Annotated in this window: 15 protein-coding genes and 1 pseudogene; 5 read left to right on the top strand and 11 right to left on the bottom strand. The window is 66.5% G+C overall.

The window, feature by feature from the left end; genetic code table 11:
* Positions 1–5: 5 nt before the first annotated feature.
* Both ASF94_RS01965 and ASF94_RS01960 read right to left on the bottom strand, forming a co-directional pair.
* Positions 6–1457: a mannose-1-phosphate guanylyltransferase/mannose-6-phosphate isomerase gene (locus ASF94_RS01965; protein ID WP_056660665.1), complete on the bottom strand. Its 1452-nt coding sequence runs from the start codon at positions 1455–1457 to the stop codon at positions 6–8.
* 3 nt (positions 1458–1460) lie between these two features.
* Positions 1461–1835, bottom strand: a complete 375-nt coding sequence (locus ASF94_RS01960) for a DUF2304 domain-containing protein (protein ID WP_056660662.1) — start codon at positions 1833–1835, stop codon at positions 1461–1463.
* A 478-nt stretch (positions 1836–2313) separates the two neighbouring features.
* Here ASF94_RS01960 and ASF94_RS01955 point away from each other — a divergent pair, with 478 nt between their 5' ends.
* Positions 2314–2604: a co-chaperone GroES gene (locus ASF94_RS01955; RefSeq protein WP_056660833.1), complete on the top strand. Its 291-nt coding sequence runs from the start codon at positions 2314–2316 to the stop codon at positions 2602–2604.
* 99 nt (positions 2605–2703) lie between these two features.
* On the top strand, positions 2704–4353 hold the full coding sequence (groL, locus tag ASF94_RS01950; protein WP_056660659.1) for a chaperonin GroEL: 1650 nt from the start codon (positions 2704–2706) through the stop codon (positions 4351–4353).
* Positions 4354–4680: 327 nt separating this feature from the next.
* Here groL and ASF94_RS01945 read toward each other — a convergent pair whose 3' ends face one another.
* The 4 genes from ASF94_RS01945 to tal all read right to left on the bottom strand — a co-directional run bounded on the left by ASF94_RS01945 (position 4681) and on the right by tal (position 10881).
* Positions 4681–6771, bottom strand: coding sequence for a TonB-dependent siderophore receptor (locus ASF94_RS01945; protein WP_056660656.1), 2091 nt, complete (start codon positions 6769–6771; stop codon positions 4681–4683).
* 154 nt (positions 6772–6925) lie between these two features.
* A complete protein-coding gene (pgi, locus tag ASF94_RS01940) occupies positions 6926–8485 on the bottom strand; it encodes a glucose-6-phosphate isomerase (protein ID WP_056660653.1) in 1560 nt (519 codons plus the stop codon).
* A 188-nt stretch (positions 8486–8673) separates the two neighbouring features.
* Entirely contained in the window at positions 8674–9636 is a 963-nt protein-coding gene (gene glk, locus ASF94_RS01935; protein ID WP_056660650.1) for a glucokinase, read from the bottom strand.
* Between the two features lie 294 nt (positions 9637–9930).
* The gene (tal, locus tag ASF94_RS01930) at positions 9931–10881 is read right to left on the bottom strand and encodes a transaldolase (protein ID WP_056660644.1); all 951 of its coding nucleotides are present in this window, start codon (positions 10879–10881) and stop codon (positions 9931–9933) included.
* Positions 10882–11120: 239 nt separating this feature from the next.
* Here tal and zwf point away from each other — a divergent pair, with 239 nt between their 5' ends.
* Positions 11121–12587, top strand: coding sequence for a glucose-6-phosphate dehydrogenase (gene zwf, locus ASF94_RS01925; RefSeq protein ID WP_056660642.1), 1467 nt, complete (start codon positions 11121–11123; stop codon positions 12585–12587).
* A 207-nt stretch (positions 12588–12794) separates the two neighbouring features.
* Positions 12795–13640: a MurR/RpiR family transcriptional regulator gene (locus ASF94_RS01920; RefSeq protein WP_056660639.1), complete on the top strand. Its 846-nt coding sequence runs from the start codon at positions 12795–12797 to the stop codon at positions 13638–13640.
* A gap of 248 nt (positions 13641–13888) precedes the next feature.
* Here ASF94_RS01920 and ASF94_RS21655 read toward each other — a convergent pair.
* A pseudogene (locus ASF94_RS21655) lies at positions 13889–14100 on the bottom strand (bifunctional metallophosphatase/5'-nucleotidase); the annotation flags it as partial.
* 251 nt (positions 14101–14351) lie between these two features.
* On the opposite strand from ASF94_RS21655, the gene ASF94_RS01915 reads away from it, so the two are divergent.
* Positions 14352–14789 carry a DoxX family protein gene (locus ASF94_RS01915; RefSeq protein WP_056660637.1) on the top strand — a complete coding sequence of 146 codons (438 nt, stop codon included), beginning with the start codon at positions 14352–14354 and terminating at the stop codon, positions 14787–14789.
* A gap of 167 nt (positions 14790–14956) precedes the next feature.
* On the opposite strand, the gene ASF94_RS01910 is transcribed toward ASF94_RS01915, so the two are convergent.
* From ASF94_RS01910 to ASF94_RS01895, 4 genes are all read right to left on the bottom strand, one after another.
* Entirely contained in the window at positions 14957–16024 is a 1068-nt protein-coding gene (locus ASF94_RS01910; protein ID WP_056660635.1) for an ABC transporter ATP-binding protein, read from the bottom strand.
* Positions 16021–17028 carry an ABC transporter ATP-binding protein gene (locus ASF94_RS01905; protein ID WP_056660632.1) on the bottom strand — a complete coding sequence of 336 codons (1008 nt, stop codon included), beginning with the start codon at positions 17026–17028 and terminating at the stop codon, positions 16021–16023. Before ASF94_RS01905 ends, ASF94_RS01910 begins: the two co-directional genes overlap by 4 nt.
* Before the next feature lie 114 nt (positions 17029–17142).
* Positions 17143–18060 carry an ABC transporter permease gene (locus ASF94_RS01900; RefSeq protein ID WP_056660629.1) on the bottom strand — a complete coding sequence of 306 codons (918 nt, stop codon included), beginning with the start codon at positions 18058–18060 and terminating at the stop codon, positions 17143–17145.
* Positions 18061–18204: 144 nt separating this feature from the next.
* Positions 18205–19752, bottom strand: coding sequence for an ABC transporter substrate-binding protein (locus ASF94_RS01895; RefSeq protein WP_082492922.1), 1548 nt, complete (start codon positions 19750–19752; stop codon positions 18205–18207).
* Positions 19753–19773: the final 21 nt, after the last annotated feature.

The following is a 19773-nucleotide window of genomic DNA, read 5'->3' as shown; positions in this document are numbered from 1 at the left end:
CCTTTTCACGGTGACATACGACCATATGCATCTTCAAACCGAACTATATCGTCTTCTCCCAGATAACTGCCCGACTGAATTTCTATAATTACCAGTGGTCGCGCACCGGGATTGGACAACCGATGTACTTGACCGACCTTTATGTACGTGGACTCGTTTTCCTGGAGCTGGAACGAATCGTCACCGCGTGTCACATCAGCCACTCCTTCAACCACTACCCAGTGCTCTGCACGATGCTTATGCATTTGTAAACTAAGGCTGGAACCGGGATTAACAACGATTCGCTTGACTTGAAACCCCTCCCCCTGATCGAGGCGGTCATACCAACCCCATGGGCGGTGCACCTTCCGGTGTTGATGCACCAATGAATCACGCCTGTGTGTCAAATTTGCTACCACAGGTTTAACTCCTTGAGTATGGTTCTTGTTCACAACCAAAATAGCATCAGGTGTTTCCACCACGATGAGATTTTCCAGCCCCACTCCTGCAACTAATCGGCTGGTTGACATCAACAAGGAATTCGAGCACTCGTGCTCTACTACAGCAGTCCCCTTCAAGACGTTACCATTGGCGTCTTGATCGCTCACACGCCAAAGTGCGTCCCAGGCGCCAACATCAGACCATCCCGCAAGCATGGGGGCTACAGCCATCGGAACCCCCCACTCCGGATGGGACGCCAGTGTTTCCAGCACTGCGTAATCCACCGATTCTGAAGGACAGCTTTCAAAGGCCTCGGCGTCGGGACGAATGAAATCTAAGTCATAACGGGCCTTCTGCATGGCCAGCTCGCAGGCACTGTGGATGTCAAGCCTCGTTCTCTTTACAGCTTTCAGCCAAATGCTCGCACGTAACATGAAAATGCCACTATTCCACAAGTAATTGCCGGACTCTACATACTGAGTGGCTAGGGCGTGGTTAGGCTTTTCAGTAAAACTCCTTACAGGCAATAGTGCCCCCGAAAAATCTGGATGGTAATGAATGTAGCCATAGCCGGTCTCGGGATATTCAGGCGCCACGCCAAATGTCACAATTGTTCCACGGGTAGCCTCTTCATACCCATCCGCCACTGCTTTTTGGAATACTGCAAGGTCGGATATCACATGATCAGCCGGCATAGCCAGAATGACCGGATCGGTTCCATCTGATCTTGCCTGCAGCGCTGCAATTGTCAAAGCAGGGGCGGTGTTGCGCGCGGAATGCTCGAGGATAATCGCCGTCGGGCTTATCCCGCATTCCGTTAATTGTGCTGCGGCTAGAAACCGGTGCGCCTCATTACATACGAGGACGGGCCCGGGGGCTTGCTGAATTGACGAACAGAGGCCTACCACCCTTTGTGCCGTCTGTTGCAGCATGGTTTGCTCCGAGGTCAGAGCTAAAAACTGTTTGGGATGGCTTTCGCGTGAAAGCGGCCACAAGCGCGTACCTGAACCACCACATAAAATGACTGGAAGCAGCATGGTTTACGGCTGTTGGTCGGAATCTGTGCGGGTTGAGTAACGCACACTTTCGATATCTGCTTCCAATAGGGCCAGTCTCTGGTTGAGCCTTCGCACGTCCCGCTCAACGCGCGTATTCACCATGTCTGCGTGCAATGCCTTCACGAACAACACCATACTGGCAAGTAACAGCAGAAGCGCTGGTGGGTAACTGAACCCGATCCAACGCGCCAATACGTCGATGAGGCCGGGCCACGCCCCGAGGAAAGCGGCCGATACGGCGACCACAACCCAGAACAGCCCATGCATGAGGTACAGGTGGTCACGCCGGATGAGATAGAGAATCAACACGGCCAGCCCAACACCCAACAGGGCGGTTGTCAGTTGCATGGTTGCCATAGCGATTGGTGTTTCCTCTCTTGGTTGTTCCACAGACCTGTCCGCCCCCGGCGTGCCTGGGCTCCTCAGCATTGCGGATCAGCCTGGGCTCGCATCGCTGACAGCGCTCACGAACCATCCCTCTCAAGTGGCCCGCCTCCTTGCTTGAGCAACCGGGCATTGTAGGCGGGTCGGTTTTCGGCATGGCAGACACGAGCGGGCGTGGGTGTAGGCGATGATGCTTTGTTACCAGGCTTCGCACTGCCTGCGGCGTTGTCCGACGCGCCGTCACCGGTGTGCGATACACATCTTCTCTTGGCTCCGCGCCTGTTTCCTCTTGAAAAGCGGCGGGATGCCTCTATCATTAGCACTCGACGCCGAGGAGTGCTAACGCAGTGGTCCAAGCCGCTTTGTGTTCACTCCCGGTCGATTTCGGAGCCTCTGCAGCCTGCGGAAGCTTCGTTGACTTCCTCATTCTTTGACCTCAGGAGAGATGCACATGAACCTTCGCCCCCTGCACGATCGCGTGATCGTCAAGCGCATTGAAAGCGAAACCACGACCGCTTCCGGCATCGTGATCCCCGACAACGCTGCCGAAAAGCCCGATCAAGGCGAAGTCCTGGCCGTCGGCCCTGGCAAGAAGAACGACAAGGGCGAAGTCGTCGCCCTGAACGTGAAGGTCGGCGACCGCGTTCTGTTCGGCAAGTATTCGGGCCAGACCGTCAAGGTCCATGGCGACGAGCTGCTCGTGATGAAGGAAGACGACCTGTTTGCAGTGGTCGAGAAGTAATTCTTCTCCCTCTTGCCAGACACTCACATTTCCATAGCTGCTCGCGTTTGATACACAAGCGCCAGCAGCCGTTTTGAACCCAATTTCGAGGAGCCAAACATGGCAGCAAAAGACGTAGTTTTCGGCGGCGAAGCCCGCGCACGCATGGTTGAAGGCGTGAACGTTCTGGCCAACGCGGTCAAGGTCACCCTGGGCCCCAAGGGCCGCAACGTGGTGCTGGAGCGCTCGTTCGGCGCCCCCACCGTGACCAAGGACGGTGTGTCCGTGGCCAAGGAAATCGAACTCAAGGACAAGCTGCAGAACATGGGCGCCCAGCTCGTGAAGGAAGTGGCCTCCAAGACCAACGACATCGCTGGTGACGGCACCACGACCGCCACCGTGCTGGCTCAGGCCATCGTGCGCGAAGGCTCCAAGTACGTGGCCGCCGGCCTGAACCCGATGGACCTGAAGCGCGGCATCGACAAGGCCGTGGTGGCCCTGGTCGAAGAGCTGAAGAAGGCTTCCAAGGCCACGACGACCTCCAAGGAAATCGCCCAAGTGGGTTCGATCTCCGCCAACTCCGACGAGTCCGTGGGCAAGATCATTGCCGACGCGATGGACAAGGTCGGCAAGGAAGGCGTGATCACCGTGGAAGACGGCAAAAGCCTGGACAACGAACTCGATGTCGTCGAAGGCATGCAGTTCGACCGCGGCTACCTGTCGCCCTACTTCATCAACAACCCCGAAAAGCAAGCCGCGATTCTGGACAACCCCTTCGTGCTGCTGTTCGACAAGAAGATCAGCAACATCCGTGACCTGCTGCCCACGCTGGAGCAAGTCGCCAAGGCCGGCCGTCCCCTGCTGATCATTGCCGAAGAAGTCGAAGGCGAAGCCCTGGCGACGCTGGTGGTGAACACGATCCGCGGCATCCTGAAGGTCGTGGCCGTCAAGGCACCTGGCTTCGGCGACCGCCGCAAGGCCATGCTGGAAGACATCGCCATCCTGACGGGCGGCAAGGTCATCGCCGAAGAAGTGGGCCTGACGCTCGAGAAGGTCACGCTGGCCGACCTGGGCCAAGCCAAGACGATCGAAGTGGGCAAGGAAAACACGATCATCATCGACGGCGCCGGCGCCGCTGCTGACATCGAAGCCCGCGTCAAGCAAGTGCGCATCCAGATCGAAGAAGCGTCCAGCGACTACGACCGTGAAAAGCTGCAAGAGCGCGTGGCCAAGCTGGCCGGCGGTGTGGCCGTGATCAAGGTCGGCGCTGCCACCGAAGTCGAGATGAAGGAAAAGAAGGCACGTGTGGAAGACGCACTGCACGCCACCCGCGCTGCCGTGGAAGAAGGCATCGTGGCCGGCGGCGGCGTGGCCCTGCTGCGCGCCAAGCAAGCCGTGGGCGACAGCCTGAAGGGTGACAACGTCGACCAGGAAGCCGGCATCAAGCTGGTGCTGAAGGCCGTCGAAGCGCCCCTGCGCGAGATCGTCTACAACGCCGGCGGCGAGCCTTCGGTGGTGGTGAACAAGGTGCTGGAAGGCAAGGGCAACTTCGGCTTCAACGCTGCCAACGACACCTACGGCGACATGCTCGAGCTGGGCATCCTGGACCCCACGAAGGTCACGCGCGCTGCCCTGCAGAACGCCGCTTCCGTGGCATCGCTGCTGCTGACGACCGAAGCCATGGTCGCCGAAGCACCGAAGGACGACGCACCTGCCGGCGGCATGCCCGACATGGGCGGCATGGGTGGCATGGGCGGCATGGGCATGTAATGCGCGCAAGCCCGGCCGTGGGCAGCCAGGTGTTCGACTGAACGCCTGTCGCACACGGCACCAGGCACAAAAAACCCCCGCAGGTTGCACGACCTGCGGGGGTTTTTTGCTGTGGGGTCCAGGTCAGCTGCGTCGGCCGCTGGCTTGCGGCAGCCACAGCGGCGCAGGGAGAGGGCCAGCCTGGCCTGCCTCTCGTCGTGCGACTCGACTATGCGGACTCACGCTGGCGGGCCCGCCCCGCCCCAACCGTCCCGCCCGCCCCGCCCGCCCTGCCCGTCCAGCCAAGCACGTCACAGCAGGCCCGCCCGGCCGTACCAGCGCCCGGCCTCAGAACCGGTAGGTCGCGGTCAGCATCACGTTGCGGCGCGCAGCCCACCAGCAGTCGCCCCGCCCCAGGCAGATGCTCAGATATTGCTTGTCGGCCACGTTGTTGACGTTGAGGGCGTAGCGCCAGTTCTGGCTGTCGTAGGCCAGCAGCGCATCGCCCACCAGGGCGGAGGGCACACGCGGCGCGGCGCCATCGCGGAAGCCGGACAGGTAGCGCGCGCCCGCTCCCACGGAAAAGCCTTTCACGTCGCCCAACGAGAAGCGGTACAGCCCCCACACTGCCGCCTGGTTGCGCGGCAGACCCTCCAGCGTCTTGTCCACGTCGGTGTAGTTGTAGTGCGCGATCAGGTCGAACACCGACGACACGCGCGTCTTCACCTCCAGTTCAACGCCCTTGTTCTTGGTCTCGCCTGCCTGCAGGCGGTTGTCGGGGTTGGTGGGGTCCGAGATCAGCTGGTTCTTTTCCTTCAACTGGTAGACCGATGCGGTGAAGGTGGTGGCACCGCCCTCGGGCATGTACTTCACGCCGGCTTCCACCTGCTCGCCCTCCAAGGGCTTGAAGCGGGCGCCGAATGCGTTGGTGCCGCTCACGGGCGTGAACGATTCGGCATAGCTCAGGTAGGGCGTCCAGCCGCCGTCGAGCTGATACATCACCCCCAGGCGCTTGGTGGTGTCGCTCGAACGCTCGTCGGGCGTGCCGTCCACGCCGCTCGTCACCCGGTCATGCCGCAGCCCCGCGACGAAGATCCAGCGGTTCCACTTCATCTGGTCCTGCACATACAGGCCCGTCTGGCGCTGCTGGTTGCCTGGAACGGCCACCGGATTCACGTTCGGGCGGCCGGTGTAGACCGGGTCGAAGGCGTCGATGGGCAGGTTGTAGGCATCGCCGGAATCGGTCTTGCGCTCGGTCTGGCGATTCCAGTCCACGCCCAGCAGCATCTGGTGCTGCAGCCCGCCCGTGTTCAGGCGGCCCTGCAGGTGGGTATCCACCGTGGCCATGCGGGTTCGGGTGGTGTTCTGCCCGAACAGGCGGCCGATCACGCGCTGGTTGACCGGGTCGGCGCCGAAACCACCGGGGTCTTTGAAGAAGTCTGCGTAGTGGTACGCACCCCGGTTTTCGTTGCGCGCCCAACGCAGGTTCTGGCGCACCGTCCAGGCGTCGTTGAAGCGGTGCTCGAACTGGTAGCCCAGCGTTTCGCGATCGGTGTCGTAGTAGTCGCCGGGCTCGCCGATGAAGCGGCTGGTGGGCAGCCGGCCATTGCGGTTGGGCAGCAGCGTGCCCGACCAGGGCAGGAACTGCGCGACGCTGCCGGCGCGGTCCTGCTGCCAGTGGGCCTGCAACAGCAGCGACGTGGCCGCATTGGGCCGCCACATCAGCGAAGGCGCAATCAGGCGGCGGTCGTCGGGCACGTGGTCCACCTGGGTGTCGGCATCGCGTGCCAACGCCACCAGGCGATACGACCACTGGCCATCGGCCGTGAGCGGCCCGCTCAGGTCGGCCTGCAACTGCTTGCGGTTCCAGCTGCCCAGTTGCACGCCCACTTCGCGCTGGGTTTCCTGCAGCGGCCGCTTGCTGACCATGTTGACCACCCCCGCCACCGTGCCCGCGCCGAAGAGCATGCCCGACGGGCCGCGCAGCACCTCCAGTCGCTCCAGCGTGTAGGGGTCGGCGGGGATGGTGCTGGTGTAGTAGTTGTAGCTCTGGCGCAGGCCGTCCAGGTAGATGTCGGGGTAGCTGCCGCGCACCCGGATGCTGTCCGAGCGGCTGTCCAGCCCATAGGCGTCGCTGCGCACGCCGGCCGCATAGAGCAGCGCGCCCTGGAAGCTGGTGGCCCCCTGGTCCACGATCTGGTCGCGGGTGATGACGGTCACCGATTGGGGCGTTTCGCTCAGCGGGGTGTCGGTCTTGGTGGCGGTGGCGGCGTTCCGCGCCCGGTAGCCCACGACGGGGCCGGTCGCGCTTTCCTTTTCCGCGCTGGCATCCACCCGTACCTCGGACAAGGTGGCCTGGGGTGTCTGGGCCAGCGCTGCGCCGGACAGACTGCACAACAAGGCGGCGCAGAGAGCGACTTCGCGTTTTGGAAACGTCATGATTCAATAGAAATGGAATTGATAACGATTCTCATTTTATGAAGCAGACGCAGGACTGGGCCGCGTTGTGGCAGCAAGACAACGCTTCGCGGCTGGGCCTGCCGGGGCCCAGCCTGCCTGCCCGGGTGTGGCGCGGCCCGGCGTTGGGTACGTTTCAGCTGCGGCGCACGCGCTCCAGCAGGCCGGCCGTCGAGCCGTCCAGCCCCGCCAGGTCGCCTGACGCCAGCCGCGCCTCGATGTTCTTGGCGAGCACCTTGCCCAGCTCCACACCCCACTGGTCGAAGCTGTTGATGCCCCAGAGGCTGCCGCTCACGAACACACGGTGTTCCTGCAGGGCGATCAGGGCGCCCAGCGAAGCCGGGTTGAGCGCCTCCAGCAGCAGGAAGGTGCTGGGCCGGTTGCCGGGGAAGTGCCGGTGGCCGTCCTCGCTGTGCTGGCCCACCATCAGGGCCTGGGCCTGGGCCAGCGCATTCGCCAGCAGCTTGTCGTGGTGGCCCGGCAGCGGGTGGGTCGGCTGGCGCACGGCGATGATCTCCAGCGGCACCACGTCGGTGCCCTGGTGCAGCATCTGGAAAAAGGCATGCTGCCCGTTGGTGCCCGGCTCGCCCCACAGCACGGGCGAGGTGGCCAGCGCCAGCGGCGTGCCGTCCAGCGCCACGCGCTTGCCGTTGCTCTCCATCTCCAGCTGCTGCAGATAGGCCGGCAGCCGGCCCAGTGCCGCATGGTAGGGCGCGATGCAGCGGCTGGTGAAGCCGTGGAAGTTGCGATACCAGACGTCGAGCAGCCCCAGCCGCACCGGCAGGTTCTGCCCCAGCGGCGCGGTGCGGAAGTGCTCGTCCATGGCGTGTGCGCCGGCCAGCAGCTCGCGAAAGCCTGCGGAACCGATGGCGATGGCGATCGGCAGGCCGATGGCCGACCACAGCGAATACCGCCCGCCTACCCAGTCCCAGAAGCCGAAGGTGGTGGTGATGCCCAGTGCGCCCGCGCCCTCGATGTTGGTGGTGAGCGCTGCGAAATGGCGCGACACATCCGTGCCGCCCTGCCCGGTGAACCAGGCCAGCGCGGAGCGGGCATTGGTCATGGTTTCGGCGGTGGTGAATGTCTTGGATGCGATCAGGAACAGCGTGCTCTGCGCCTTGAGCGACTTCAGCACGGTGTGCAGTTCGTGCCCGTCCACGTTCGAGACGAAGTGCAGCCGCTTGCCCGGCGCGCGGTGCTCTTCCAGCGCCTTCACCGCCATGTGCGGGCCGAGGTCCGAGCCGCCGATGCCGATGTTCACGATGTCGGTGATGCCCTCGTCCGCCCGGACCGCGTCGGCGAAGGCCAGCATCGCATCCAGCGTGGCGTGCACCTGCGCCAGCTGGCCGGCGACGCTGCCCTCATCCCCGGGCAGCGCCAGGCCGGCCGGGCGGCGCAGCAGCGTGTGCAGCACGGCGCGGCCTTCGGTGGTGTTGATCGGCTGGCCGCCGAACATGGCGGCGCGGTGCTGCTCCAGCCCGGTCGCTTCGGCCATGCGCAGCAGCAGGGCTTCGGTGTCCGCGTCCCACAGGTTCTTGGACAGGTCGGCAAACACGTGCGGCGCCGTCTGGCTGAACCGCTCGAATCGCTGATCGTCGGCAGCGAAGGCCTGCCGCAGGTCCAGATCCCGGCCGCCATCGGCGAAAGCGGTGTTCAGCAGAGGCCACTCGGGGGTTTGGTCGCAACGAAGGGACATGGCAGGTAAAGCAGAAAGGATGCTGGAAAAACGCCCGCTGCTTCCTCGCGGGAAGCCTTCCGGGCAGCAACCCGGCAAGAGTAACTGGATTACGGCGTTCTGCGCGCGCAAAATGCCAACGGATGCACAAACCTCTGACTGCGCGGCTTTCTCCTACAGGCCGACACCGACGAGGTGTTGTAACGAGGTTACATGTCCAACGCTCGCGAGGCGCCATACAAGGCGGGCGAGGCGCTCGCGTCGATCACCCAGCACGGGATGCCCGCCAGGTAGCTCTGGAACCGCCCCTTGGCTTCGAACCGCGCGCGGAACGGAGACTGGTCGAACCAGGCGCCCAGGCGCGGCACGATCCCGCCGCCGATGAAGACACCGCCCCGCGCACCCAGCGTGAGCGCCAGGTTGCCTGCCACGTTGCCCAGGAAGCCGCAGAACAGCTCCAGCGCCTCCAGCGCCCGCGGATCGCCTCGTTCGAGCGCCAGCTCGGTCACCTGGGCCGGCGAATCGACCTCGGCGCCGCCCTCGCCCGCCAGGCGCCGCACCGCGTGGTACAGATCGACCAGCCCGGCGCCGCACACGGCGCGTTCGGCCGACACATGGCCGTAGCGCTCCTGCAATATCGCCAGCACGGCGGTTTCGCGCGGGTTCTGGGCGGCCAGCGAGACATGGCCCCCTTCGCCCGACAGCGGCACGCCATGGCGCGAACCCATCGGGAACACCAGACCCGACACGCCCAGGCCGGTGCCCGGCCCCACCAGCGCGATGGCGGCGCCCGGCACTCCGTCACCGCCGCCCACACGGCGCAGCAGGTCGGGCTCAAGCAGCGGCAGCGACAGTGCCAACGCGGTGAAGTCGTTGATCACCACCAGCCGCTCGAACCCGAACGCCTCCTGCACGGCGCGCTGCGAGAAGCTCCAGCTGTGGTTGGTCATGCGGATGGCGTCGCCGGTCACCGGGTTCGCGATGCCGAAGGCGGCCTCGCGCGGCGTTGCGATGCCCACGTCGCGCAAATACGCCGACAGCGCCGCATCGACGGTGGGGAACTGCGCGCAGGGCAGCACGCGCGTGTCGTTCATCGCGCCGGAGGGCGATGCCTGCCAGGCCAGGCGGATGTTGGTGCCGCCGATGTCGGCAAGCAGGCGCAGTGGGTGCATGGTGGGCGGGGGATGGATGGTGAGAGGGTGGCGGGCAGGCGAGCCGATGGCAGATGCCTGACACAGCGGATTGACGAAGATGCTATTATTTAAATAGCATAATATCTATGCATATCAAGCGCCAAGACCCATTTTTACTTCAAGATGGCACTTGAAAGCGTTCGGAAAATGCGCCGCAGCGCAGTCAGCCGAACGCCTGCGTAGCGGCGCTGGCGGAGTTCGACCCCTCCCCGCCGGGTGGTGCAGACACTCGCCGCCGCGACTACCGCGACTACCGCGCGCGGCGGATCGCCATCACGCAGCAGCCTGCATCAGCTGCTCGAGCTTGGCCGCATCAGCAGCGAAGGCGCGGATGCCCTCGGCCAGCTTTTCCGTGGCCATGGCGTCGGCGTTGAGCGCATAGCGGAAGCCCGGCTCGTCGTAGTTCACGGCCGGCAGGTCGAGCCCCCGCGCCGCGTCAGCGTCCAGCGCGCGCTGCACCGGCAGCTCGCTTTGCGCCAGCTGGGCCAGCAGGTCGGGCGCGATGGTGAGCAGGTCGCAGCCGGCCAGGGCGACGATCTGGCCCACGTTGCGAAAGCTGGCACCCATCACCTCGGTGGCGATGCCGAAATGCTTGTAGTGCTGGTAGATCTGCCGCACGGACTGCACGCCCGGGTCGTTGGCGCCGGCCATGGCGGCTTCGTCCCAGCTGGCGCCCGCCTGCTTCTTGTACCAGTCGTAGATGCGCCCGACGAAGGGCGAGATCAGCTGCACCTTGGCCTGGCCGCAGGCGACGGCCTGCGCGAACGAGAACAGCAGCGTCAGGTTGGTGTGGATGCCGCGCGCCTCCAGCCGGCGGGCCGCTTCGATGCCCTCCCAGGTGGACGCGATCTTGATGAGCACGCGGTCCGTGGGAATGCCCTCGGCCTGGTACAGCTCGATGATGCGTTCGCCACGGGTGATGGTCGCCTCGGTGTCGAACGACAGGCGTGCGTCCACCTCGGTGGAGACGCGGCCGGGAATCAGCGAAAGAATCTCGCAGCCGAAGCGCACGATGAGCCGGTCCATCACCTCGTCGAGCGGACGGCCGCGCCAGCGCGCGACGGCCTCGGTCAGCAGCGGCGCGTAATCGGGTTTCTGCACCGCCTTCAGGATGAGCGAGGGGTTGGTGGTGGCGTCCTGCGGCTGGAAGGCGCTCAGCTGGCGGAAGTCGCCGGTGTCGGCCACCACGGTGGTGAACTGTTTGAGAGCGTCTAGTTGGTTCATGGCGGTTGTTCCTGCGGAAGTGCTGTCGGTTGAAGCAGTGGCGGGTGGGTAAGCCGTCGGGCAGGCGAAAGCCTCGCCCGACCGGGAGTTTCCAGCGGCCAGTGTAAGACGCGGCGCCGGCACTTTGCTGTCAGCGGTGACCGCCACCATGAAACTCGGTAACATACCGCCAGCTTTTTCCAGCCTCCGGCTTACCGCTTCCTTCCCTTCAACCTTTCAGTCAGGAAAGTCACTGCACGATGAGCTTCGATCTGGTTCTGTTTGGCGGCACGGGCGACCTTGCATGGCGCAAATTGCTCCCCGCCCTCTTCCAGGCGTTCCGCCACGGCTCGCTGCCCGAGGGCGGCCGCATCATCGGCGTGGCGCGCGACGAAATGACGGATGCGGAATACCGCGAGCTGATCGCCAGCCGCTTTGACGCGGTGATCCAGGAAAAGCGCCCCACGTCCGAGGAGTTCGAACGCTTCGCTGCGCTGCTGCAGTACCAGCGGGTGGACCTTTCCCGGCCCGAGGACTATGCCGAGCTGGCAGTCCGGCTGCAGGAGCGCAATGCCGACACCGTGGTGATGTATCTGGCGACCGCGCCCAGCCTCTTCACCACCGCCTGCGAGCAGCTGGGCGCCGCAGGCCTGGCCACGCCTAAGACGCGCGTGGTGCTGGAAAAGCCGCTGGGCCACGACCTCGAATCCAACCGCGCCATCAACGCCGCCGTGCGCCGCGTGTTCCGCGAAGAGCAGATCTTCCGCATCGACCACTACCTGGGCAAGCCGGCCGTGCAGAACCTGCTGGCGCTGCGCTTCGGCAACGTGCTGTTCGAGCCGCTCTGGCGCCGCGAGATGGTGGCCAGCATCGAGATCACCATGGCCGAGAAGCTGGGCGTGGAAAAGCGCGGCGCCTTCTACGACGGCACGGGCGCGCTGCGCGACATGGTGCAGAACCACGCGCTGCAGCTGCTGTGCGCCATCGCCATGGAGCCGCCCATCAACGCCACGGCCGACGCCATCCGCGACGAGAAGCTCAAGGTGCTGCACTCGCTGGTGCCCTGGACGCCCGCCACCCTGTCGCGCGACGTCATACGCGGGCAGTACACGGCTGGCAGCACCGGTGGCGAGCGCGTGCCCGGCTATGCCGAGGAAACCGGCGTGCCGCCCGGCAGCCGCACCGAGACCTTCGTCGCCCTGCGCACCGAGATCGCCAACTGGCGCTGGGCCGGCGTGCCCTTCTACATCCGCACCGGCAAGCGGCTGGCCGCGCACGAGGCGCATATCGCCATCAACTTCCGCGCCACGCCCCACCCCATCTACCGCACGCCGCTGGGCACGGCCAATCGGCTGGTGATCCACCTGCAGCCGCGCGACGGCGTGGCGCTGCACCTGTTCGCTGCCGGCCAGGAGAAACGCAGCGCGCGCGGCGCCGAGGCCCAGTCGCTGGCCCAGGTGCACCTGGACCTGGACTTCGAGCAGCGCTTCGGAACGGAACGCGTGGGCGCCTACGAGCGGCTGCTGCTGGACGTGATCGCCGGCCGCCTGAACCTCTTCGTGCGGGCCGACGAACAGGAAGCCGCCTGGCGCTGGGTCGAACCCATCATGCAGGCCTGGCAGGACGCGAGCGAAGGCCCACGGCCCTATGCCGCCGGCACCTGGGGGCCGGCCGCCGCCAGCGCCATGGTGGCGCGCGAGGGGCACAGCTGGATGGAAGAGACTTGAGCATGAATCCCCCCCCCCGAGCGGCTGCGCCGCTTCCCTCCGCTCTCGCCGTGCCGTGCACGTCGGGCAGGGGGACGACGCCAGCGGCCTGGCGAAGCCCGTTCCGCGGCGCCTGCTGGCATGGCCTGCTCCGCGGTCTTTCGACGGTGGAGGCCGCTGCGAACGCCCAGGCTGCCGTCCATGGTGCGGTACGCCGTGGAGCGCTGAATGCTTGAACGAATCACCGCCTCCCTGCCCTCCCTGGCGCCGGCCGAGCAGCGGGTGGCCGAACTGGTGCTGCAGGACGCGCGCGCCTTCGCGCGCCTGCCGGTGCGCGAGCTGGCCGCGCGGGCCGGGGTGAGCAAGCCCACCGTGGTGCGCTTTTGCCGCAGCATGGGCTACGACGGGCTGGCCGACTTCAAGCTGAAGCTGGCCGGCAGCGTGAGCGAGGGCGTGCCCTTCATCCACCGCAGCGTGGACGCCGACGACAAGACCGGCGACGTGCTGGTGAAGGTGGTGGACAACGCGGTGGCCGCGTTTCTGCAGTACCGCAATGCCGCCAGCAGCGGCGCGATCGAGCGGGCGGTGGACGCCATCGCCGCGACCTGGAAGACGGGCCACCGCATCGAGATCTACGGCGTCGGCAACTCGGGCATCGTCGCGCAGGATGCGCAGCACAAGTTCTTCCGCCTCGGCATCACCAGCATCAGCACCAGCGACGGCCACATGCAGGTGATGAGCGCCACGCTGCTGGGTCCGGGCGACTGTCTGATCATCGTCTCCAACTCCGGCCGCACGCGCGACCTGATGGACGCGGCCGACATCGCCCGCCGCAACGGCGCCACGACCATCGCCATCACCGCCAGCGGCTCGCCCCTGGCGCTGGCCTGCCCGATCCACCTGGCCGCCGACCACCCCGAGGGCTACGACCGCTACAGCCCCATGGTGTCGCGGTTGCTGCACCTGCTGATCATCGACGTGCTGGCCACCTGCGTGGCGCTGCGCATCGGCGAGCCGCTGCAGCGCGGGCTGCAGCAGATGAAGGACAACCTGCGGGCCAAGCGCTATACCTGAGGCGGCAGGTTGGGGCAGGTTGGGGCAGGTGTGGATAGGTCCGGGCAGGTATCGGCAGGCCGGTGCGGCTCGATATCCGTCTTTTGCCCCGCCCGCGCCCGTCCAATCAGGGTCTTATGCTATTTATTTAATAGCGCTTCGAACAAGCCACGCTGGGACAGTTGACCACCTGCCCGACCGTCTCGGCCCGCCAGCGCTCTTCCAGACCGCAGCGGTTTCGCGGTATCGCTACCGCCCCCTCCCCCACCTCAGCGGGCAGGCGCCATGAAGTCCCTGGTGCTGTAGAGACCGTCTGGAAGGCGGCGCAGCACGGGCAGGCCCGTTACTGCATCCTGGCTCTGCTGGCCGATGTAGCTGAACAACACGTTGGCATCCAGCACGCCGATGTCCAGCCGGGCACGGCGGGCACGGCGGCCAGGGTCCCGTAGCCGTCGCCGCCGGCGGCGTCGAAGCGCAGCACGGCATGCTGTCCAGCCGCGATGACAGACCCGTGAATCCCCGGAAACCTCACCCCGCGCCCCTGGCCATGGCCGCCTGCCGTTCAGCACGGACCCTGATGCGCGCCGCTCGCCCGCGCCACATACTGCGCGGTGTGCGCTGGCGCACAGACGGGGTCGGCAGGCCTGCGCACACTTCCGGTCCTGGCGCCATGGCGGCGCACGGTTTTCTTCCCCCAACGGCTTCTACAACACCCATCGAGAGGTTTTTCCCATGAACGCAACCCGCATCACCCCTGTCGCCCCGGTTCCAGCGTCCGACGACGCCGGCAAGCTGATCCTGCGACTGGCCATCGGCGTGCTGGTTCTGCTGCACGGCATCTACAAGCTGCAGGCGGGCGTCGGCTTCATCGCCGGCATGCTGGACAAGGCCGGGCTGCCGAGCGTGCTGGCCTATGGCGTCTATGTGGGCGAGATCGTCGCGCCGGTGCTGCTGATCGTGGGCCTCTTCACCCGCGCGGGCGCGGCCATCATCGTGGTCAACATGCTGGTCGCCTTCGGACTGGTGCACATGGCCGACCTGTTCGCGCTGACCAAGCAAGGCGGTTGGGCGCTGGAACTGCAGGGCCTGTACCTGTTCGGCGCCCTGGCGGTGATGCTGCTGGGCGCAGGCCGCTACAGCGTGGGCGGCGTGTACGGCCGGTTCAACTGACCCTGCGGCGCGGCGGGCCGTGGCGGCGGGCCCCACCGCGATGGGCGCGCTGCCGGATCAGGCCCGGCGGCAGGCCCTAGGGCGAGCGGTGGCGAGAGGAATGGCCTGCCGTCGGATCCGGATTCGGATCTGAGCTCGGCGGACAGGCTCGCTCGCTGCCCACCCCTTCATGCAGCGACCATCTCCCCGAGCGGAATGCGCCCCTCTTCGATCCCATGGCAGGCCACGCGCGTGCCGCCGTCGTCGATGAGCGCGGGCCGTTCGGTGCGGCAGCGGTCATTGGCGTAGGGGCAGCGCGGGTTGAAGGCGCAGCCGGCCGGCGGGTTCAAGGGGTTGGGCACCTCGCCCTGCACCGGCGTGCGGGCGCGGCCGGTGTCGTGCATCTTCGGGATCGCGTCCAGCAGCATGCGGGTGTAGGGGTGGCGCGGCGCGGAAAAGAGCTGCTGCTTGTCCGCCACCTCCACCAGCCGGCCCAGGTACATCACGCCGACCTGGTCCGCCACATGGCGCACCACGGCCAGGTTGTGGCTGATGAAGAGGTAGGTGAGCTTTCGCTCGCGCTGCAGGTCCTTCATGATGTTGAGCACCTGCGCCTGCACCGAGACGTCGAGCGCCGACGTGGGCTCGTCGCACACCAGGAATTCCGGCTCGGTGGCCAGCGCCCGGGCGATGGAGATGCGCTGGCGCTGCCCGCCGGAGAACTGGTGTGGGTACTTGGCCATGTCCAGCGGCGACAGGCCCACGGACTGCAGCAGCTCGCCCACGCGGGTCTTGAGCTGGGCCTTGTCGGTGATCAGGCCGTGCTCGCGGAGCGGCTCGCCGATGATGTCTTCCACCAGCCAGCGCGGGTTCAGGCTGGCATACGGGTCCTGGAAGATCATCTGGATGCGGCGGCGCATGGCCCGGGCATCGCGGCCCTTGAAGGCGGCGTGGGCGTCCTGCCCGTCGAAGGTGAAGCCGCCGCGCGTGGGCTCGTACAGGCCCACCAGCAGCCGGGCGACGGTGCTCTTGCCGCAGCCCGATTCGCCCACCAGCGCCAGCGTCTTGCCGCGCTCGATCTCGAAGCTGACGCCGTCCACCGCGTGCAGCAGCGTGCGCGGCTTGCGCTCCAGCACGCGGTTCAGCCACGGCGCCGACACGTCGAAGGTGCGGGCCAGGTCGTGGGCGCGCACCAAGGCCTGCGCAGGGGGCTGGGCGTCGGGCTGGGCGGTCGTGTTTGCGATGGGCGTGGTCATGCGGCGGCTCCTTGCAGGTGGACGGCAGCGGCCTCGCGCGCCGAAGCCGGGTCGTGCAGCCAGCAGGCGGCGCGGGTGGCCCCGGCGGGCATCAGCTCGGGCCGCTCGGTGCGGCAGCGGTCGAAGGTGTGCGGGCAGCGCGGGTTGTAGGCGCAGCCCTTGGGGATGGCGTTCAGGCGCGGCATGGCGCCGTCGATCTGGTTCAGGCGCTCGCGGTCCTGCGTCATGTCGGGGATGGACGCCATGAGGCCCGCCGTGTAGGGATGCGCCGGGTGGTTGATGACCTGGTGCACCGGCCCGATCTCGGCGATGCGGCCGGCGTACATCACGGCCACGCGGTCGCAGGTCTCGGCGATCACGCCCATGTCGTGGGTGATCAGCATCACGGCGGCGCCGCGCGAGCGGCAGATGTTCTTCAGCAGCTGGATGATCTGCGCCTGGATGGAGACGTCGAGCGCCGTGGTGGGCTCGTCGGCCACGATGAGCTGCGGCGACGCCGCCAGCGCCAGGGCGATGACCACGCGCTGGCGCATGCCGCCGGAGAACTGGTGCGGATAGTGGTCGACACGCTGCTCGGCCGCCGGAATGCCGGTGTCCTTGAGCAGGTCGATGGCGCGCTGGCGGGCCTCGGCCGCGCCCATGGGCAGATGGGTGCGGATGGTCTCGATCAGCTGCTGGCCCACGGTGTAGAGCGGATTCAACGAGGTGAGCGGGTCCTGGAAGATGGCGCCGATGCGGCGGCCGCGCACCTGCCGCATCTTGTGCGCCGGCAGGTTGTCGATGCGCTCGCCTTCCAGCAGGATCTGGCCCGAGGCGATGCGCCCCGGCGGCTCCAGCAGGCCGATGATGGACGCGCCCGTGAGCGACTTGCCGGCGCCCGATTCGCCCACCACGCCCAGGATCTCGCCCGGCGCGATGGAAAAGGAGATGTCGTCCAGCGCACGCAGCGTGCCGCGGCGGTTCGGGAATTCGACGACGAGGTTCTGGACTTCAAGCAGCGACATCGGCCCGTCCTTCGGATTTCGGATTCATCATGGTTGCTATACTTTTAATAGCTGCATGCGCTTATATATCCAGCGCTTGCGGCCGATTTGATTCAAATTCCTGCCCGGGGGCGCTCAGCGCAGGCGGGGGTTGAGCGCATCGCGCAGCCAGTCGCCCAGCAGGTTCACCGAGATGGCGATCAGCACCAGCATCACGCCCGGGAACACGGTGATCCACCATTCGCCGGAAAAGAGGTAGTCGTTGCCGATGCGGATCAGCGTGCCCAGCGAGGGCGAGGTGGGTGGCGCGCCCACGCCCAGAAAGGACAGCGTGGCCTCGGTGATGATGGCCGTCGCCACCTGGATGGTGGCCAGCACCATGACCGGGCCCAGCACGTTGGGCAGCACATGGCGCCGCATGATCGACAGGGACGACACGCCCGTGACCCGCGCGGCCTGCACGTATTCCTTGTTGCGCTCGACCAGCGTGGAGCCGCGCACGGTGCGGGCGTACTGCACCCAGCCGGTCAGCGAGATGGACAGGATCAGCACGCCGAAGGCCATCGACTCGCCCGCGTTCGGGAACACCGCCCGGCCGACGCCCGCGATCAGCAGCGCCACCAGGATGGCCGGGAACGACAGCATCACGTCGCACAGGCGCATCAGCACGCCGTCGATCCAGCCGCCCTTGAAGCCGGCCAGCAGGCCCAGCGCCACGCCCACCACCACCGACAGGATCACCGACGCGAAGCCGACGATGAGCGAGATGCGCGCGCCGTAGATCACGGCTGAGAGGATGTCGCGGCCCTGGTCGTCGGTGCCCAGGGGGTACTTCCAGGTGCCGCCGCCCTCGCTGTTCCAGCCGGGCGGCAGGCGTGCATCGGACAGCTCCAGCGTGGTCAGGTCGAACGGGTTGTGCGGCGCCACCCAGGCGGCGAACACCGCGCAGATGACGCACACCAGCGCCACCAGCGCCGCGCCGATGGCCACCGGCGAGGTGCGGAAACTGTGGCCGACGTCGCTGTCGTACCAGCGGAACAGGGTTGTCTTCATCGTGGGGCTCTCGGGAGACTCAGGGAACAGGGAAAAAACAGGAAAAACGGAGAAACAAAGGCGGGGTCGCCTGGGCGCCTGGACGGCCGGTGCGGTGCGCTCTGCGGCGCCGGGCACGGGTCGTCGGCAGGCGGCGCCACCGCGCTACGGGCTGATGCTCATCCACTTGAAGGGCATGGCGTTGTCGGCCAGCTGCACCACGCTGGCCTTGGTGGACACGCCCCAGGCCAGCGCCTGCTGGTGCAGCGGTATGTGGCCCACGTCGGCGGCGTGCAGCTGGAAGGCTTCGCGGATCATGGCGTTGCGGCGGTCCTTGTCCTGCTCGGTCAGCACGCGGCGCGTCAGCTCGTCCACCCGCGGGTTGCAGTAGCTGCCCAGGTTGTACTGGCCCGCGCCCTTGCCGTCCACGCAGGCCATCAGCGCGTTCATGGCGTTGTAGGCGTCGTAGGTGGCGGGCGTCCAGCCCAGCAGATAGAAGCTGGTATCGCGGCGCAGCACCTTCGGGAAGTAGCTGGCCTTGGGTTCGGCCTGCACCCGCACCTTGACCTGGATGCGCGCCAGGTTGGCGGCCACGGCCTGGCAGATGAGCGCGTCGTTCACATAGCGGTCGCTCGGGCAGTTGAGCGTGATCTCGAAGCCGCTGCCGTAGCCGGCCTCGTTCATCAGCCGCTGGGCCGCGCGCACGTCGTAGGGCAGGCGCTTCATGTCGGGCTGGAAGCCATTGACGCCCGGGCCGACCAGCAGCGCGGACGGGTTGGAGGCGCCGCGCATCACCGTCTTCTGGATGCCGTCGATATCGATGGCCTGGTAGAAGGCCCGGCGCACGCGCACGTCCTTGAACGGGTTCCTGCCCTTCACGCTGGAATGGAGCAGCTCATCGCGCTGCTGGTCCATGCCCAGGAAGAGCGTGCGCAATTCCGGGCCGGTCACCGCGCGGGTGCCCGGGCCGGCGTTGACGCGGGCCAGATCCTGCACCGGCACCGGCTCCATCACGTCCACCTGGCCCGACAGCAGCGCGGCGACGCGCGTGGCGTCGCTGCCGATGGGCGTGAAGATGACCTCGGCCGGGCTGCCATCGAGTGGCGCCCAGTAGTCGGTGTGGCGCGCGAACACGGTGCGCACACCGGGCTGGCGGTCGCGCACGCGGAACGGGCCGGTGCCGTTGGCCTGGAACGAAGCCGCGTTCTCCGCGCCGCTGCGGCGGTCGGCCGGCGCCTCGGCATGCTGGGCCTCGCACCACTGCCGGCTCATCATGTAGACCATGGTGAGCACGTCCGGCAGCACGGGAAACGGCACGGTGGTCTCGATCTCCACCGTGTGGTCGTCCAGCTTGCGCGCCTCCTTGATGTAGTTGGTGTGGCTCTTCATGTCGGAGCCGTCCATGCGGGTGCGGGCCAGCGAGAACACCGCGTCGTCGGCCGTGAACGGCGTGCCGTCGTGGAAGCGCACGCCTTGGCGCAGCTCGAAGCGCCATACGGTGGGCGCCGTCTGCCGCCAGGCGGTGGCGAGCGCGGGCGCCAGGCTCAGGTCGCGGTTGCGGGTGATCAGCGGCTCGTACACGTTGCCGAGCAGGCTGAGTTGCAGCGACTCGTTGAGCGAGTGCGGGTCGAGCGAAGTCGCGTCGCCCTGGTTGGCCACGCGAACCACTTGCGCCGACGCTACCGTAGTGATAGCAAGAAGCGCAATCAACATGGGCGCCCAGGCCAGTTTTCG

This window comes from Acidovorax sp. Leaf160 (genome assembly GCF_001424265.1).
GTDB lineage: Bacteria > Pseudomonadota > Gammaproteobacteria > Burkholderiales > Burkholderiaceae_C > Paracidovorax.
Note: the sequence above shows the minus strand (reverse complement) of the source record. Positions and strands in the feature narration are given on the sequence as shown.